This window comes from Entomobacter blattae (genome assembly GCF_014672835.1).
GTDB classification, from domain to species: domain Bacteria; phylum Pseudomonadota; class Alphaproteobacteria; order Acetobacterales; family Acetobacteraceae; genus Entomobacter; species Entomobacter blattae.
In genome coordinates this window covers 555061-571453 of the sequence record NZ_CP060244.1, presented here as the reverse complement: position 1 = coordinate 571453, position 16393 = coordinate 555061, and the positions used below count along the sequence as shown (strand labels likewise).

Here is a 16393-nt window from a genome sequence, read left to right as displayed (position 1 = left end):
CTTTCCTCTATTTGAGGGCCGCACGGTTTTAATAGGCTTAAAGGTTGGTATTACGGTGCTGGTTGAAAAAACCCAATTTCTAGCTTTTTGCCATTGGAGTAGTTGACGCCTTTAACGATCGCCCTTTTTGTGGCGTGTAAATTTTGGTGCTTCAGGGTTTCCATAAGGAGTCCTTCGTCCTTTTTATCGGCAAGGATAAGGGCGCAATCCTGATGGGCAGGGAGGGCTTTGACAGCATCTTCAATATTGAGCAAATGGATTTTTCCCTCTGTTAGGAAAACCAGGCTTGGCTCCGAGTAGGAAACCGATGCGAGAAAGGGGTGAGGACACGGTTTTATATCTTCTATCATCTGTGCAAGACGTGGGCTCAGCCATAGGGTGGAAAGTTTAGGAATAACCGTTAAAAACAGACCGATATAAATAATGGCAGCAGACCCTAATGCACAGGCAACCGCCCGCCATATGTTCTTTTTCCAGACAAACCATAACGTTAAAATGATGAGGGGTAGAGCGCCTACAGCAATAACAATCGCCGCTGGAGAGAGAAGCTGTTCTTGCTTCCATAGTAGATATGGGCCTGCAATGGCAAGAAGAAGACCTGTTCCCAACCATATCAGGGCATAAACTCCCAAAAGGATTTTTCCTAGGAGGGATTTAGGCCATCGCCATGATTGAGTATGGGTGAAGGCACTTGCTGTTAAAATAGCCAAGGCAGGGTAAATGGGCAGTACATAGTGGGGAAGTTTTGTGGCAATTGCCTCAAAAACAAGCCAATGTGGGACAATCCAACAGATAAGGAAACGGGTTTCTGCTTTGTAACGGTTAAGCCAGATAAAAGGGAGTGCCATGGCGAGAAAGAGTGAGGCTGGCCAAAATCCAATGGAGAGTATGGCAATATGATAGCCGGGGGGTAATCCATGAGATTCGCGCCCATTGGCCACTTTACCAAAAAAGTTTGTACCCAGAGAATGGGTATAGAAATCACCATGGGTTAAAATACCAATAGCTAAACACCAGGGTATCACAATCAGCACGGTTAAACCCCACCCCCATGAGGGACGAAGGTGGCGCCACCAGTCTTTTTGTCGTTCAATGATCATAAGAGCAAGGGGGGTGCCAAGGGCAGGAATAAGGATAACAGGCCCCTTAAGCATAAGCCCGCAGCCTATTGCGCCCCAGTAAAGGAAAGCATACCGTAAGGGAAGGAGCCGTGGAAGGGCATTATTTTGCCATGCTTTGAGAATAGCCGCTTCAGCGAGGAGTACAAACATGAGCAATGTTGTATCGATTGTTGCCATTCGGCTTTCTGCGGTTAGCAATACTGACGTGGCTAAAAGGCCAGCAGCCAACACGCCAGCAGGAAGCCCAAAAAGAGCAGAGCCCAACCACATGGTTAACAACACAGCAGCACATGCTGAGAGAAGAGAAGGAATACGATAGGGCCATGTAGCACGTTCATAACGGGGGCCGGCCGCTTTTACGGCAAGAGCCTCAAGCCAATAAATCCCTGCAGGCTGCAAGTAACGTGGTTTGTCCTGAAAGCGAACGTCAATCCAGTCACCGCTTTCAACCATTTGGGATGTTGCCTGCATATAACGAGCTTCATCTCGATCGAGCGGAGGAAGGCTCGCACGCCCGGGAAGGAATAAAAAGAAGACCACAATGGCAATGGCAACACAGAGACGAGATGCTAAATGCATGGGAAAACCTTTATGTCACGGGAAACGCCATTTTTAAAAAAGGCTTACTGCTCTTTTATGTCACGTGGGAGATGAGTGCGAGATAAAAACCACATGACACCCATTAAATCCCCAATACCTACGATGGCTCTGTTAAAATTGGTGTATTTTGATGAACCATAAAGGCGGCTGCGATGTTTGACAGGATAGCAAACCAGCTTTATTCGATATTTTTGCATAAGGGCCGGTAAAAAACGATGGAGCCCTTCAAATTGTGGCAGGCGCAAAAAATCGCTTCTCCTAAAAACTTTCATGGGTGCACCGGTGTCGGGGCACTTATCTTTTAAGAGAAACTGACGAAAGCCATTTGCAAGTTTTGTTGCTATTTTACGAGAAAGCCTATCATGGCGTTTAAGCCGGATTCCTACGACCAAAGAGGGGTTTTCAGGGGTTTTCAGGGCAATGGCAAGCATTGAAGAAAATTCTAGTGGGTTATCTTGTCCATCGCCATCCATTGTGGCAATCCATTGCCCATGCGCGGCTTCAATACCTGTTCGAAGCGCAGCCGATTTACCCAAGCGCCGATCATGAGAGAGAATTCTTAGATGCGGTAAGACCGAATGCTTGGCTTTTATCAGAGTATTTAAGGTTTGATCGGTGCTTCCATCATTAACAAAAATAACTTCGCAAGGCGGAAGTTTATCCAGGCACTCAGCAATTTCCCGACAAACAGGAGCGATATTTTCTGCTTCATTTAAAACAGTAACAACAAGGCTAAAAATAGGAGGAGAAGCTTCAAAGGTCGACACTGATGTTGAGCTTTTTATTGTTAAGGTTTAAAGCATCAGGCAGCGCTTTGATGTTTGGTAAACGCTTTTGGAATATCAGCAATGGCTTTGTCGATCAGTGCGAGGTCTTTTTCGGGAGGAAGATGAGACTGAAGAAAATCCATCGCAGTTTTCGCCGTTAAGTCTGCAGCAATTTTACGGATTTCGTTGCGCGCTGCGTCTTCTTCAGCTTTCAGCCGCTCTTTTAACTGTACTTCAAAACGTTGCGCTTCTTCCAGCGCTTTTTGCTTGGCCTGCTCAGCAAAGATTTCTGCCTCTTTATGAGATTTGGCAATCATTTCTTCGGCTTCCTGCATGGCACGTTTACGCTCACTTTGGGCTTTGGCAAGCAAGGCTTCAGCTTCGGCACGCAGGTTTTCAGCCTCATTCAGAGCATTTTGAATAGACTTGGTATGGGTATCAAGCATATTGGAAAGCGTAGCCCAAAGCTTTTTACCAAAAAAGATAAAAAACAAAACAAAGGCAACAGCGGTCCAAAAATGAGGTTCGTGCAAGATTTCCATAAAATGCTCTCCAATCAGGCCTGATAAGATTGTGCAAGGATACGTGCACGTTCAGCAAGGTGAGAGTTATCTACCTTTTCACCCAAGAGGTTTTCCAAAAGGGCTGCTGTTGTTTCTGTAGCAACTTCTGGAAGAGAAGTAAGGCTTTTGTTGCGGGCTTTCTGTATACGTTGTTCAGCCAAATTCAGCTCGGAATTAAAGCGGCTGTGCAGATCTTGTTTTTGCTGCTCCTGCGCTTTTCGGGCTTGGTCCATAACCTGATTGACATTTTTTGCAGCTTCTGCTTGGGCTTCACTGCGGGCCTTTGCGACTTCACTCCATGAAGCATCAGCCTGGCTTTTTGCGTTTTGGGCTTTTTCCAGGTTGTTTTTTATGGTCGTCTTTCTATGTTCTAGAACCGTTTCAATTTTAGGAAGGGCGGCATATTTCAAGGTCAGGTAAAGGGCAAGAAAAACAATACAAACCCAAATAGCTTGCCCCCAGACCAGCGGATTTTTAATATCAAGCTGGGGCATGCCAGAAGCGTACGCAGAAGGCGTTGCTGCGGCAAACAAAAACAAGATCCCAAAAGATAGGCCTGCTATTCGTCTGATAGATGGCAAAGGCATCACCTTTATGCGTAACACGGTCTTGTCCTTCTTTCTACAATCAGCTTAGCCAAAAAGGATAAGGAAGGCAATCAGAAGGGCATAGAGGGCTACGGCTTCTGTAAGGGCAAAGCCAAGCATGCCAATACCAAAAACATTTTGCCGTGCAGCTGGGTTACGGGCAATGCTGGAAACCAGGGTTGAAAAAATATTACCAATACCAACACCAACCCCGCAAAGGGCGATAACAGCGAGGCCTGCACCAATTTCACGGGCTGCAGCAATATCCATAATTCAGGTCCTTTCTTCTATTAAGTGTAGAAATATTCAGTGAGTTACTCAACGGTATATCATGAAAGCAGAAATTTATTAACGCTATTTTTAATCGTGATGTCCATGGCCTACGGCTTCTTGAAGGTAAATGCAAGCTAATATGGCAAAAACATAGGCTTGCAGGGCACCTACCAGAAGTTCCAGCGCCATAAGTGCAATATTTATAACAATAGGAGCAACGCCGAGCAAGTCACCAAAAAGGCCCAAACTACTGAACATAATGGTAAAAGTTGCAAACATAATGAACATAACGTGCCCCGCAACCATATTGGCAAAAAGACGAATGGAGAGGCTCACAGGGCGGGAAAGGTAGGAGAGGATTTCAATAGGAACCAAAAGAGGGGCCATGACAATGGGCGCACCCTCAGGCAAGAAATGGGCAAAAAATCCCATACCCTGATGCCGAAATGAAACAGCCATGGCTAAAAAGAACACCAACAGCGCTAAAGTAACCGTAACAACAATATGGCTGGTAAAGGCAAACCCCCATGGCATAAGGCCAAGGTAATTTCCAATAAGGATGAAAAAAAACAATGTATAGATAAAGGGGAAATACGCTTTCCCCCTATCACCTATAGTGCCAAGGGTCATGTTATGGATAAAGTTATAGCCCAGTTCTGTTGTCGCCTGAAGTCTGCCTGGAATAAGAGAGCGTGGCACCATGCTGATGAGAATAAAGCCTGCCACAATGACCGCTGTAACCACCATCATTAAAGAGGATTGACTGAACTTTAAAGCCTCGCCGACGGAGCCAAAAACCGGGTGCAGTTCAAACTGTCCCAAGGCATCAATACTGGACCCTTCTGCCACGTTTCTATTCCTTTCATAAGGGGAGTCCCCCACTGGTCTATAGTCTAGGGTTTGCTTTTAAGGGCAAGTCGCCAAATATTCAATACACCAGATGCTATTCCCAAAAAAGAGAATATTATCAGAAAAATACCTTTCGTGTGAAGCCAGTAGTCTAGGCCCCAACCGATTGCTACGCCAACAACCAGGGCAGAAAGCATTTCTGTGGCTAGCCTGAAGGCAAAAGCAATCATGGAGCGCGCAGAGCTCTGATCTGGTTTGGGGCGGTTGTGGGTTGCTTGTTGTTCAAGCCCTTGTTTTTTTCGGGCCTCTGCAAGGCGCTCCTTAAAGGAGGAAGGGTTTTGGGGGGTGTCCATAAAGTTTACTCTCCGGAATAAAAATCAGAGCCGGGGATGAGGTCGTAATCAGGCATACCAGCCGCAGCACCCCTTTTAACACTTCCATGCAGGTTTGTTTGCACAGTTTGCTTCATAGAGGGGCCAATCTCTTGGGCCTGTATGGCCTCACCCAGGGTGGTTGCGCTGCCAGAACCACGGGCATATAGGGTTTTTCCCTTGCGAAACATCGCTGAATATTCCAAGGCTTTTATGGGCGAAACCCATATGATTGATTGGTTAGACAAAATTGCACCACATAACATGCCTTGCTGATTATAAAGAGGCTGCTTGATGACCCCTTGAGTGACCAAATAGGGGCCCGTACCATGATGGGGCGTGTATGTTTTAGGAAGTCCCGTTTCACGAATGGTTCTTTTATGGGTATCGGTTACCGAAAAACCCCGCAAAATGGGGAGGGTTTCCCCTCTGAGGCCCTGGATCTTCACTTTATCTCCCACATGGGTAATAGTTGAAACTTGTAACCCCATGTCAGGAGGGAGGATGACCTGAATGCCGTTTGTAAGCAAAAATCCATCAATCCCACCTTGAGGGGTGGGAATAAACTGGGCGATTGTCCCTTCTGAAACGGGCAGGGGCGATAAGTCATAAACAGATGCATCAGCCGGAGCTTGCTCGGCACGAGCCCAAACAGGGCTGGCCATGACGAGTAGGATCGAGCCCATGAGGGCCGTAATTTTATAACGAATGGACGAAGAGCAACATGATCGCATGGGGGAGACCGTTGAGGAAAAAAGTGAAAAAACCGATTGGGTATTAAGAACTATCAGAAATGAGCATTAAGAATTATCAGAAAACAGAAAAGGGTAGAGATATCTTTATATAAACTTCTGATAAAGATGAAGTTTTCTTTTTCTGTTTTTTATTTCATGATAATAAGACTTCCCCGTTTGATAGCGTAACTTATGGCCTGGTGGGGTATTGGGGCCTGTTTTTTCAAAGGATTAGCATGTTTATGCCTCCCTCTTCTCTAAAAGAAACTTCAAATCTGGCTGGGCAACAAGTGAGCCAAACACAGGCTTTTTCGGTTGTGTTGCTCATAGAGGTGTGGGAACGCTTTGGGTATTACGGCATGCAAGGCGTGCTTCTCTTGTTTTTAGTGCAAAAAATGGGCTTTGGGGATGAGAAAGCCAACCTGCTTTGGGGAGCCTTTGCTGCTTTAACTTATTCATCACCTGTTATTGGTGGGTGGGTTGGCGATAAAGTCTTAGGTTCCCGTCGCTGTACCGTGTGGGGGGGATGTGTACTGGCAGTGGGGTATCTGTTATTGAGCTTACCTATAGGGGTTTTGGGGCATGAGATGTTTTTTCTCTACCTGGCCATGGGGGTCATTAGCGTAGGGAATGGACTTTTTAAACCCAATGCAGCAACTTTGGTAAGGGCTATTTATATGAATGAATATAACAGGCTGGATGCCGCCTTTACCTTATATTACATGGCGATCAATGTTGGGTCTACTGTTTCCCTGCTCTTAACGCCGTGGTTGAAAGATCGCTTTGGCTGGCATGTGGCTTTTGCTGCGTGTTGTGGTGGTCTTGTGGTGAGCGTTGCCAATTATTGGATAATGCGTAGCCGGTTAAGTCATATTGGTTCTGCCGCAGATTTTCAAAAACAGTCCTTTTTTCGGCAAGGGGTGGTTCTTTCTGCCATCGTGGGAGGGAGTCTTTGTCTCGCTTTTCTGCTCCAGCATCCCGATTTTTCACGTTTTTTTATTCTGTTTGCAGCCTGTATTGTCTTGGGGATTTGGGTCTGGTTATTGGGTAAAGTGCCCGCATCAGAAAAACCCGGTTTAAAGGTTATGTATCTCTTAACGCTTGAGGCGATGTCCTATTTTATTTTCTATCAGCAAATGGTGACATCCTTGACCTTGTTTACCCTGCGGCATATCCGTGCCGAATTCATGATTGGGACTTTCCCCTTATTTAGCTGGTCTGCTGGGCAATTTCAGGCTTTAAACCCCCTCTGGATTATGATCCTTAGCCCTGCTTTAGCCGTATTATACAGGTACGGCTATAAGAAGAAGGAAAGCCATTTGTCGGTAAAGTTTTTATGGGGTTTTGCATGTGTGGCCTTAGGGTTTTTCTTTTGGTCATGGATGGCGTTTACCTCTCCTTCGGTAAGGCTGTCACCATGGGTTATGGTTGTAGGGTATTTTCTTTTCTCTGCAGGAGAGCTGTTCATTAGTGGTCTAGGGTTGGCGGTGATAGCACGGTATGTGCCCGTAAGGCTCAATGCTTTTATGGTGGGGTCTTATTTCGTGATGTCTGGTACAGCGATGTATCTGGGGAGTATGGTGGCCAATTTTGCCTCTCTTCCCACAGATGGTCCATTCGACCCTCAAGCGAGCCTTGTTTTGTATGCCCATCTTTTTGGTTGGTTGGGCGGCTTGGCTGTTGTATGTTTTGGTGTTTTTGGCGCCTTTATTCCCTTAAGTAAAAAATGGTCTCGAGTTCATCAGGCTTTTCGGGAGAAAACCGTAGTCTAGAATGGTATGAAAAAATATATAAAATTAGGGTCAAAAGAATTAAGGGGGGGTATTAAGTTCTGCCATGGCTGAATCTTCTGTGGCCAGAGGAACATCCTGAAAGGGAGAGGCCGCGTGAGGGCTGCTGAAGCTTCTGGTGGATTGGCGCTGTTTTTTCTCTAGGGTTTTAATAACATGAAAAGCCGCCCAGATGGCACAGATGCCAAATGGGACAGCCCCAAGAAATTGCCCATATAAGACCCCCTTGGGACCAAAATGGAGGAAAAGCCAGACAAAAGGGATAGTCCCCAAAGTAGCTCGTGACCAGTTAAAGAGGGTAGAAAAAAGTGGATAGCCCAAATTATTAAAAACCACATTCGCCACAAAAAGCATCCCAATAAAGAAGTGCCCTGCGATTAACCATGAGCAAAATAAGTGGATAATGGCAGCTGTTGTACCGGTGGCAGAAAAAAGTATGATAATCTGGTTTTGTAAAAGGGCTAAGAGCAGCCACATAAAGGCTACGCATAACCCCACCAGCTTGAGGGAGCATAAAAGCGTTTCTCTGACCCTCTTCATATGCCCAGCCCCATAATTTTGCGAGATAATGGGGCCAACAGACCCGGTTAACGCAAAGATAAAGGCAAATGCCACTGGGGTAATTCGGTCAATCACCGCTTGGCCTGCTACGGCTTCTAGCCCAAACTTGGCCATGCTGTGGGTAATATAGGCCCCACCAATAGGGGTTGCCATGTTGGTAAGAATAGCAGGGATAGCAATGTGCCCCATGACCTTATTGGCTTCTGGCCAGGCTTTTAAAGAGGGTTTTTCCAAAAGATTATGAGGGCGAAGGTAAAGAATGGCTGCAAAAAATATGACAAAACGGGTTAATACCGTGCTTAAGGCCGCCCCTAACAAACCTAATTTAAAGCCAAAGATGAGAATGGGGTCAAAAAGGGCAGTTGCCAGAGCCCCTAGAATGGTTACAGCCATGGCGTTCTTGGCATCGCCTACCGCACGCAGCAAGCCGGTTAATGCCATACCAAGGGCGATAAGGGGAAGGAAAGGCGAAACCGTTTTAATATAGAGAAGGGCTTCGGAAAAGCCATGCCCATAGGCCCCAAACAGATGAAGGATAGGAGTGGCAAAAAAATAGGTTAGCATTCCGATGAGGCTGGTTAAAATAAAAACAGTGACCATGAAGGAGGAGCCAAGTTTTCTGGCAAGGTCTCCTCTTCCTGCACCGAGAAATTTTGCACATACAGCACTTGTTGCAATGGAAAGCCCAATACATACCGCAAGTTGCACAAATCCTACTGCCCCACAAAAGCCAATGGCTGCCGTTAAGGCAGGATTATGAAGGAGGGAAATGTAAAACAGGTTTAAAAGATCAACAATAAAAACGGCCATTAACCCTAACGCTCCGGTAGTAGACATAATAAAGACATGCCGCAGGATGGAGCCAGAGCAGAATCTTGGAATGTGGGGTTGGTGGGCCATTGGGGTTACTTCATCGCATTATTGAAAAAGGCATTATAAAAGAGGAGGCATTTAATAAAAGTGGGGGTAAGGCAAGCATCTTGTGGTCTGTTGGCTGTAAAGGGTAGCAGCAAGTTTAAATGACAGCCTGGTGGAATGAGCGTTGAAGATACCAGTAAAGAGAGATAGGAAGTATGGTTAAAAGGGTGGCAAGTCAAAAAAAATATTTATCCTTTCAAGAGGGGGGCAGTCTTGTCAAACAATATGCCGTAACAGGGACAAGATGTATTCTTGGGTTATGTGGGGTTCCCGGCATAGGAAAATCAACTCTTGCAGCGCAATTGGTGCACGAAATTGGTGAACAGGCTATTGTTGTTTCCATGGATGGTTTCCACCTGGCCAACACTGTTCTGGAAGCTTTAGGACGTAGACAACGAAAGGGAGCCCCCGATACGTTTGATGTGGTAGGATATATTGCCCTGCTAAAGCGTTTGCGCACGCCAGGTCGCTTGCCTGTTTATGCACCGGAATTCCGTCGGGAGATAGAGGAAGCCATAGCGGGGGCTCTTGCCATAACAGAAGATCATAAGGTGATTATTACAGAAGGGAATTACTTGCTTGGTGAAGGGCTTTGGACGGGAGTCTTACCGCTATTGGATGAATGCTGGTTTTTAGAGCGTGATGAACAAGCGAGAAAGCGTCAATTATTGGACAGGCATATGGCTTTTGGTAAAACCCAACAGGAAGCGGCTCAATGGGTTGAGAAGGTTGATGAAAAAAATGCCGAATATATCCGTAAAACGAAAATTCGGGCAACGCGTATCCTTACCTTGGATTAAAGACCCCAAATAAAGAAAGGAAAAGAGGCACTTAGTTGGAATCTAAAAATTTCGAGCATAAGGCCTAGCGTTGAAGGGTAGTGTTTCAAAGAAGGACAGTATTTCAAAAAAGACAAGCACCTCCAAAAAGGTGGGAAAAAATCAAGAATTTTAAGGCAATAATTCGTCTATCTTTCTGGGGTGGGTTCAGTTGCAGGGTATGGTCTTACGCTTTGACATTTTCACAACTCCCAGAAACATTACAAAACTAAGCCTCTCTCTGAAGGGATTATATACGGTGCCCTTGATGCATTAAAATCTTGCAGGGGAGCTCTTCAAGAGATCCCGTTCAGATGTTTCATAAGGCTTTAGATAACGTCAAGCCAGTGGTTGAGGCTTGTGCGTGCTGTAGGGCTTTCTCTCGACTTCTAGCGATAACGATTTTCGAAATACGCTGCTTGTGATGCGGCAAGAAAGGTCTGCTTGCTCACAGGGGAATATTCTTAAATCTTCGGGGGTTATCCCTTCCCTTTTTGGGAAGGTTTTCCCACTCTGTATTGTTTTTTTCCTGCTCGGATATTACTGTTGGGAGTGAAAATTACGGTCCTGATTTTTCTGCTTCCTTCATGCTTTTTGAGTGTGTCTTTTGGAGACTATTTTTTCAATATCTCCAGTATTTGTAATATCGCTAATATTGTAAACATACAGATTCCACTTTTTTGACAACATGACTTACCAGTATGGCACTACACCAAACATCGTTAGGGGGCTGTTCTGTAGCAGGATCAAATCCTTTCCTCTTCTATTTCCCTGGTTTTTTCCCAACTTCATCGTGCAATTCAGTGGGGAGAGACCTCTTTTCTATGCGAGTGGTATAGGATTTTGCCCTGGCCACGGACCCCAAGAGACGAGGGCCTAACCCTCTAGCATCAGAAGCAGCAGTTGTTGCTTGCATATTGGTGTTTGTACCATGTGGCTATGGCGGGGAATGATCCACCCGATCCCATCCCGAACTCGGTCGTGAAATGCCCCAGCGCCCATCTTAAGACGTGGGAAAGTTGGTTACCGCCAGGTCTTTAAGCCCACTCGACCCCCTAAGAGCTCATCAATATACCTAACGCGGGGTGGAGCAGCCCGGTAGCTCGTCAGGCTCATAACCTGAAGGTCACAGGTTCAAATCCTGTCATTTCGGCCTGAATCTCGTTTTGAGACATGGTATGGTGGTTGCGTTTTTTTCCTACAAAAACCCTTTCGGCATCGCGGCGAACACGGTCGAGAATTGTGGGGGAAAGGAGCTGATCATAAAGCACACTATCGGCATTTTGCATAAGATGTAATGCTTTAAGGGTTAATAAGTCAGCATTGTCGGGGCCAGCGCCAACCAGCCTGTCCCCGCAACCAAATTCACACCCCCCAATGTCTCCCACTTTCCCTCTCGCCCTTACAGGGTAGGTCTCCCTTATGGTCCTCATCGAGGTCTCACTACAGGGGTTAATCATCCTTTCTCTTCTCATAGGATAAAGGGGCAGCTCTCTTGCCAACCAACCGGCTATGTAAGAGCAGGGATCAGAGAGCTACTCACAGACGGTTGGTGTAGGGCTATGGAGCCCCGGTAAGTTGAACAGTCTCAATTAAACCCAGATGGGTACGCTGCATGGTCTTTATCAAGCAGAACAGCTTGCTATCTTGCTAAGGTTGAATAACCCTATGCTTTACAGTCTGGCCAAGAATAATAAGGGCAGGGCTTTGGATATTGTCTTTCATTGCACGAGCAGGAAGGGTTTGAAGGGTGCCTAAAACCACTTTCTGCTCTGCTAAGGTTCCGCGTTCAACAATGGCAGCAGGCCAGTCCGCAGGCATACCATGGGCTTTGAGCTGCTGACAGAGCTCAGGAAGTTCCGATAACCCCATATAAATAACCACTGTCTGTAAAGGATGTAAAAGTGTTTTCCAGGGCAGATCAAGGCTGCCATCCGCTTTGGCATGGCCTGTTAAAAAAAGACAGGATTGGGCATAGTCCCGATGGGTTAAGGCAAAGCCAGCATAGGCGGCACAGCCGTTGGCAGCGGTAATGCCCGGAACGATCTGAAAAGGGATGCCTGCTTGTAACAGGGCATCCGCTTCTTCACCTCCGCGGCCAAAAATAAGGGGGTCCCCCCCCTTAAGCCTCAGGACACGCTCACCTCTACGGGCCCTTCGGATCATTTCGGCCTGAATCTCGTTTTGAGACATGGTATGGTGGTTGCGTTTTTTTCCTACAAAAACCCTTTCGGCATCGCGGCGAACACGGTCGAGAATTGTGGGGGAAAGGAGCTGATCATAAAGCACACTATCGGCATTTTGCATAAGATGTAATGCTTTAAGGGTTAATAAGTCAGCATTGCCGGGGCCAGCGCCAACCAACCAGACTTCTCCTGTAAAGGCTGTGTTGGCAAGAAGATGTTCAAGATAGGCGCGCGCTTCTTTTTCTTTTCCTTGCCGAGCAGCTTCTGCCCCTGGGCTATCTATAAAGGCTTCCCATATTTTTCTGCGTTTTGTTAAGTCGGGACAATGTTGACGCATAAAATGGCGTTGTTTTCCCATAAATTCAGCCAGGGTTTTGGTCCCGGAAGGAAGCTCCCCTTCAAGTTTCTCCCGAATTCTCCGCGAAAGGACAGGAGCTGCCCCTGAAGTGATAATCCCTACCTTTACAACACCCCGATCCACAATAGCAGGGGTGATAAAGTTGGAATGCTCAGGGTTATCTACGATACAGACAAGAACATGAGCAGCCCTTAGAGCAGCAGAAACCTTATGGTTGAGGGCCGTATTATTTGTGGCAATAAAAGCTAGCCTATAATCGGAGGAAGCCAAGGCCACTAAGGAGTCCTCTGTAAGGGTTTGGGGGATATAGGTAAAAGCCCCTTCCTTATGGAGAGAGTGCATTTCTGGATAAAGTGTTTCAGCGATAACGGTAATAACGGCCCTGCAGGATAACAGCAGGCGTACCTTATTGGCTGCAATGCCTCCCCCCCCGATTACAAGAACCTTTTCCCCATCAAGTCTAAGCCCGATGGGGAGGTAACCTGGAAAAGGCTGTTCAGAACCGTCTTGTGTCATAGAGGCTGGATTTCGACCTTATTGCCGTTGATACGAGCATTCCATGTTTGAATAACGGTTTCTGGATGTTCTACACAAGCCCCATTTTCAAGATAGAAATGCTCCTTATGCAAAGGGGAAGCAATAACGGGTTTATCTTTAATATCTCCTAAAATACCGTGGCCAATAACATCGGCATGGGTAAAGGGGTCGTGGTTGGCAATGGCATACACAACGGGGGTATCGGTTTTGTGGGGTACCCCATGCGGGAGATAGAACAAAGCCACTTGTTGGCCTTTATAAAGGCCAACCACACCTGAATAGGCCACCAGATCTTTCACTTCACATAGGTAATCCCATTGCTCTGTCGTAGGTTTGGGGCGAACAAGGAGTTCTCCCTCTTCATCATTTTGAATGACTGTGCTCATGTCAGGCATAAATTGTTCGCGCACGGGTTTGGTCTGAATGTCGGGGTTGGTTGCAGGGTCGTTGATAAAAGTGCGGAACCGTTTAACTTTTTCTGGATCGTTAATGGTTGCTTTCCATTCACATTGGTAGGTATCGATCACGTGCTGCATTTGGCGTTCCAGCTCTTCGGCCAGCCCAAGTTTATCGTGGATGACAACATCCTTAATGTGATCAAGCCCGCCTTCTAGGTTTTCCCGCCAGACAGAAGTACGCTGCAGGCGGTCTGCCGTTCGGATATAATACATCAAGAAGCGGTCAACATAGCGGATCAGCGTGGTGTCATCGAGGTCAGAGGCAAGCAATTCAGCGTGGCGAGGGCGCATGCCTCCATTGCCGCAAACATACAGGTTCCACCCTTTTTCTGTTGCAATAATCCCAATATCCTTCCCCTGGGCTTCGGCGCATTCCCGTGTACACCCCGAGACGCCAAATTTGATTTTATGAGGAGACCGTAAGCCCTTGTAGCGATTTTCAAGCAAGATGCCAAACCCCACGCTATCCTTTACACCGTAGCGGCACCAGGTGTTTCCTACACAGGTTTTTACAGTCCGGAGGGATTTGCCATAGGCTTGCCCTGTTTCGAACCCAGCTTTGATCAGCTCATCCCATATCATGGGAAGCTCATGAACTTGGGCTCCGAACAGGTCTATCCGCTGGCCTCCTGTGATTTTTGTGTAGAGGTGATATTTTTTGGCTATTTGCCCTAGAGCAATAAGCCGATCGGGAGTAATTTCCCCCCCTGCGATACGGGGCACAATAGAGTAAGTGCCATTTTTTTGCATGTTAGCCAAGAAGGTATCGTTGGTTTCTTGCAAAGGGATAAGGTCTGGCTTGGTAATAAGCTCATTCCAGGTGGAAGCGAGGATGGAGGCCACAGCAGGTTTGCAAATATCGCATCCCATGGCGCCGTTGCCATGTTTTTGGATCAGCTCTTCAAAAGAGGTAATTTTTTCAACCAAGATAAAGGCATATAATTCTTGGCGTGTATATTTGAAATGTTCGCAAATGCTTTTATCGACTTCTACCCCACGGGCAGTGAGCTCAGAGTTAAAAACATCTTTTAAAAGACTGGCACAGCCCCCGCAGCCTGTACTGGCCTTCGTTTGGGCCTTAAGGGTGGCAAGATCCGTACAGCCCCCATCAATAGCCTGGATAATAGCCCCTTTGGTAACATTGTAACAAGAACAGATGGTTGCCGTTTCTGGCAGGGCACTGGCGCTTAATGTTGGAGCGCTGCTATTTGATGGCAGGATAAGGTTTGAGGCATCTTCTGGAAGTTTAATGCCATTCAGATAATATTGAAGAATAGAATCATAATAGCTGTTATCGCCTACCAATATTGCTCCCAGAACCTGTTCTCCATCTTCGGAGACGACCAGTTTTCGATAAGAATTGTGGGTTTGGTCAAGGAATTGGTAGTTTTTAGCCCCGGGGGTTTTGCCGTGGGCATCTCCAATAGAGCCGACATCTACGCCCAGAAGTTTAAGTTTGGTTGAGGTATCACCCCCTTTAAAAGTGGCTTCTTTTCCCTCTAGCTGATCTGCAATGACGCGCGCCATACTGTAGCCTGGGCCAATAAGCCCAAGAATACGGTTTTCCCATGCCGCGCAATCCCCAATGGCAAAAATATCAGGGTCAGAAGTCAAGCAGGAATCATTAATGGCAATTCCTCGAGGGTGGGCAATTTCAAGGCCCGCAGCACGGGCAATTTCGTCATTAGGGCGAATGCCAGCAGAGAAGAGAACCAGATCTGTTTCCAGGTTGGTGCCGTCTTCAAAATTCAGGCGGTAGCGAAAGTCTTGCCCTGGAACAATATCTTTTGTGGCATGAGAGAGGTGAATGTGGATGTTCAGTTCTTCGATGCGTTTTTTGAGCGCCTCACCAGCGACACTATCGAGCTGAACAGGCATAAGTTGGTTAGCAAATTCAATAATATGGACTTCAAGACCAAGGGTTTTAAGAGAATTGGCCGCCTCAAGCCCTAAGAGTCCGCCCCCAATCACAACCCCTCGAGCAGCTCCGTTGGCGGCTTCGCGAATGTGGTCTAGGTCATTCAATGTACGGTAAACGAGGCCAGCATTGCCATCACTTCCCGGAATGGGTGGAACAAACGGATAGGATCCCGTGGCCAAAATCAGCTTATCATAAGAAAGGGTGCCCTTGTCTGTCTCAATGGTTTTCCCTTGTCGGGCAATAGAGAGGACTTTTGTTTTAAGAGAAAGGGTAATGTTGTGGTTGGTGTGGTAATTGGCTGCACAAAGGGTAAGGGTTTCAGCGTTATTATTGTCAATATATTCGGAAAGATGCACTCGGTCATAAGCCTGGTAGGGCTCATCGCCTATGATATGGATATGATATTTTTTGTTGAGCCCCCTGTCGATGAGTTGCTCTACAAGGTAGTGCCCCACCATGCCATTGCCAACGATTATAAGGGTGGGAAGAGAGGATGTCGTATGTACAGGCATGAGCGTTATCCATTTCCAAAAATAAAAGGATCTACCACTGTTAGTGTGGAGTACTATAAGGGTAGTTGTCCGTAAAAAAGATAAAAAAAAGAAAAATTAAAAAAAATTAAGATTCAAAATCACAGGATTTAAATCAAGTTTCAAAAACCTACGCTGTTAACAACCGATTAGGCTGATACAGGGCAAGGTAAAGACAATATGTTTTATGGTTATCTCATTATATATATGTCATAAACGTTAACATAGTTTTAATGTTAAATGTAAGGAAAAAACGATGGCCCTGTTATAAAATTCATAGAGCGGGGTTTTGCTCTTTATGACTCGAATCGTTTCAGTCGGGTATTTTAGGTCTAGAGCATTTCACAGGCCCTTCACTGGTCACGAAAAACAAGGACGAAATGCTTAAGAGGTGCCAGGAAGTGGGCTTTTTAAGGACGGGCTTTCTGAAAGGAAGAAAGCGGGTAAGAAA

The 16393-nt window shown here is 46.4% G+C and carries 13 protein-coding genes, 1 tRNA gene, 1 rRNA gene and 1 pseudogene; 4 read left to right on the top strand and 12 right to left on the bottom strand.

Annotated elements, in window-relative coordinates; genetic code table 11:
• Positions 1 to 50: 50 nt before the first annotated feature.
• The 8 genes from JGUZn3_RS02585 to JGUZn3_RS02550 all read right to left on the bottom strand — a co-directional run bounded on the left by JGUZn3_RS02585 (position 51) and on the right by JGUZn3_RS02550 (position 5817).
• Positions 51 to 1700, bottom strand: a complete 1650-nt coding sequence (locus tag JGUZn3_RS02585) for an ArnT family glycosyltransferase (protein ID WP_203414190.1) — start codon at positions 1698 to 1700, stop codon at positions 51 to 53.
• A 44-nt stretch (positions 1701 to 1744) separates the two neighbouring features.
• Positions 1745 to 2488, bottom strand: a complete 744-nt coding sequence (locus JGUZn3_RS02580) for a glycosyltransferase family 2 protein (protein ID WP_238996871.1) — start codon at positions 2486 to 2488, stop codon at positions 1745 to 1747.
• A gap of 35 nt (positions 2489 to 2523) precedes the next feature.
• Complete coding sequence (locus JGUZn3_RS02575; RefSeq protein WP_203414189.1) at positions 2524 to 3030, bottom strand: F0F1 ATP synthase subunit B family protein; 507 nt, start codon at positions 3028 to 3030, stop codon at positions 2524 to 2526.
• Between the two features lie 14 nt (positions 3031 to 3044).
• Positions 3045 to 3656: a F0F1 ATP synthase subunit B family protein gene (locus JGUZn3_RS02570; RefSeq protein WP_203414188.1), complete on the bottom strand. Its 612-nt coding sequence runs from the start codon at positions 3654 to 3656 to the stop codon at positions 3045 to 3047.
• A 27-nt stretch (positions 3657 to 3683) separates the two neighbouring features.
• The gene (locus JGUZn3_RS02565) at positions 3684 to 3908 is read right to left on the bottom strand and encodes an ATP synthase subunit C family protein (RefSeq protein WP_203414187.1); all 225 of its coding nucleotides are present in this window, start codon (positions 3906 to 3908) and stop codon (positions 3684 to 3686) included.
• A gap of 90 nt (positions 3909 to 3998) precedes the next feature.
• A complete protein-coding gene (locus JGUZn3_RS02560; RefSeq protein WP_203414186.1) occupies positions 3999 to 4760 on the bottom strand; it encodes a F0F1 ATP synthase subunit A in 762 nt (253 codons plus the stop codon).
• A gap of 44 nt (positions 4761 to 4804) precedes the next feature.
• Positions 4805 to 5113: an AtpZ/AtpI family protein gene (locus tag JGUZn3_RS02555; protein WP_203414185.1), complete on the bottom strand. Its 309-nt coding sequence runs from the start codon at positions 5111 to 5113 to the stop codon at positions 4805 to 4807.
• A gap of 5 nt (positions 5114 to 5118) precedes the next feature.
• Positions 5119 to 5817 (bottom strand): hypothetical protein, encoded by a 699-nt coding sequence (locus tag JGUZn3_RS02550; RefSeq protein WP_203414184.1) that lies wholly within the window; start codon positions 5815 to 5817, stop codon positions 5119 to 5121.
• A 290-nt stretch (positions 5818 to 6107) separates the two neighbouring features.
• Between JGUZn3_RS02550 and JGUZn3_RS02545 the strand changes: the two genes are divergently transcribed.
• Positions 6108 to 7637 (top strand): peptide MFS transporter, encoded by a 1530-nt coding sequence (locus tag JGUZn3_RS02545; RefSeq protein ID WP_203414183.1) that lies wholly within the window; start codon positions 6108 to 6110, stop codon positions 7635 to 7637.
• Positions 7638 to 7676: 39 nt separating this feature from the next.
• On the opposite strand, the gene JGUZn3_RS02540 is transcribed toward JGUZn3_RS02545, so the two are convergent.
• A complete protein-coding gene (locus tag JGUZn3_RS02540) occupies positions 7677 to 9116 on the bottom strand; it encodes an MATE family efflux transporter (protein WP_203414182.1) in 1440 nt (479 codons plus the stop codon).
• A gap of 173 nt (positions 9117 to 9289) precedes the next feature.
• Between JGUZn3_RS02540 and JGUZn3_RS02535 the strand changes: the two genes are divergently transcribed.
• The 3 genes from JGUZn3_RS02535 (at position 9290) to JGUZn3_RS02525 (ending at position 11105) form a co-directional block, all read left to right on the top strand.
• On the top strand, positions 9290 to 9934 hold the full coding sequence (locus JGUZn3_RS02535; RefSeq protein ID WP_203414181.1) for a nucleoside/nucleotide kinase family protein: 645 nt from the start codon (positions 9290 to 9292) through the stop codon (positions 9932 to 9934).
• A gap of 947 nt (positions 9935 to 10881) precedes the next feature.
• A 5S ribosomal RNA gene (rrf, locus tag JGUZn3_RS02530) occupies positions 10882 to 10987 on the top strand.
• Between the two features lie 46 nt (positions 10988 to 11033).
• A tRNA-Met gene (locus JGUZn3_RS02525) sits at positions 11034 to 11105 on the top strand.
• On the opposite strand, the pseudogene JGUZn3_RS12255 reads toward JGUZn3_RS02525, so the two are convergent.
• From JGUZn3_RS12255 to nirB, 3 genes and pseudogenes are all read right to left on the bottom strand, one after another.
• Positions 11098 to 11304: pseudogene (locus tag JGUZn3_RS12255) on the bottom strand (SAM-dependent methyltransferase); the annotation flags it as partial. The gene JGUZn3_RS02525 and the pseudogene JGUZn3_RS12255 overlap by 8 nt on opposite strands.
• 298 nt (positions 11305 to 11602) lie before the next feature.
• On the bottom strand, positions 11603 to 13012 hold the full coding sequence (cysG, locus tag JGUZn3_RS02515) for a siroheme synthase CysG (RefSeq protein WP_203414180.1): 1410 nt from the start codon (positions 13010 to 13012) through the stop codon (positions 11603 to 11605).
• Entirely contained in the window at positions 13009 to 15924 is a 2916-nt protein-coding gene (nirB, locus tag JGUZn3_RS02510) for a nitrite reductase large subunit NirB (RefSeq protein ID WP_203414179.1), read from the bottom strand. Before nirB ends, cysG begins: the two co-directional genes overlap by 4 nt.
• Between the last annotated feature and the right edge of the window lie 469 nt (positions 15925 to 16393).

Excerpts from the sequence above, each read along its gene's own strand:
- JGUZn3_RS02585 (WP_203414190.1), bottom strand. The coding sequence starts at position 1,700 with ATGCATTTAGCATCTCGTCTCTGTGTTGCCATTGCCATTGTGGTCTTC.
- JGUZn3_RS02575 (WP_203414189.1), bottom strand. The coding sequence starts at position 3,030 with ATGGAAATCTTGCACGAACCTCATTTTTGGACCGCTGTTGCCTTTGTT.
- JGUZn3_RS02565 (WP_203414187.1), bottom strand. The coding sequence starts at position 3,908 with ATGGATATTGCTGCAGCCCGTGAAATTGGTGCAGGCCTCGCTGTTATC.
- JGUZn3_RS02555 (WP_203414185.1), bottom strand. The coding sequence starts at position 5,113 with ATGGACACCCCCCAAAACCCTTCCTCCTTTAAGGAGCGCCTTGCAGAG.
- JGUZn3_RS02550 (WP_203414184.1), bottom strand. The coding sequence starts at position 5,817 with ATGGGCTCGATCCTACTCGTCATGGCCAGCCCTGTTTGGGCTCGTGCC.
- JGUZn3_RS02545 (WP_203414183.1), top strand. The coding sequence starts at position 6,108 with ATGCCTCCCTCTTCTCTAAAAGAAACTTCAAATCTGGCTGGGCAACAA.
- JGUZn3_RS02540 (WP_203414182.1), bottom strand. The coding sequence starts at position 9,116 with ATGGCCCACCAACCCCACATTCCAAGATTCTGCTCTGGCTCCATCCTG.
- JGUZn3_RS02535 (WP_203414181.1), top strand. The coding sequence starts at position 9,290 with ATGGTTAAAAGGGTGGCAAGTCAAAAAAAATATTTATCCTTTCAAGAG.
- cysG (WP_203414180.1), bottom strand. The coding sequence starts at position 13,012 with ATGACACAAGACGGTTCTGAACAGCCTTTTCCAGGTTACCTCCCCATC.
- nirB (WP_203414179.1), bottom strand. The coding sequence starts at position 15,924 with ATGCCTGTACATACGACATCCTCTCTTCCCACCCTTATAATCGTTGGC.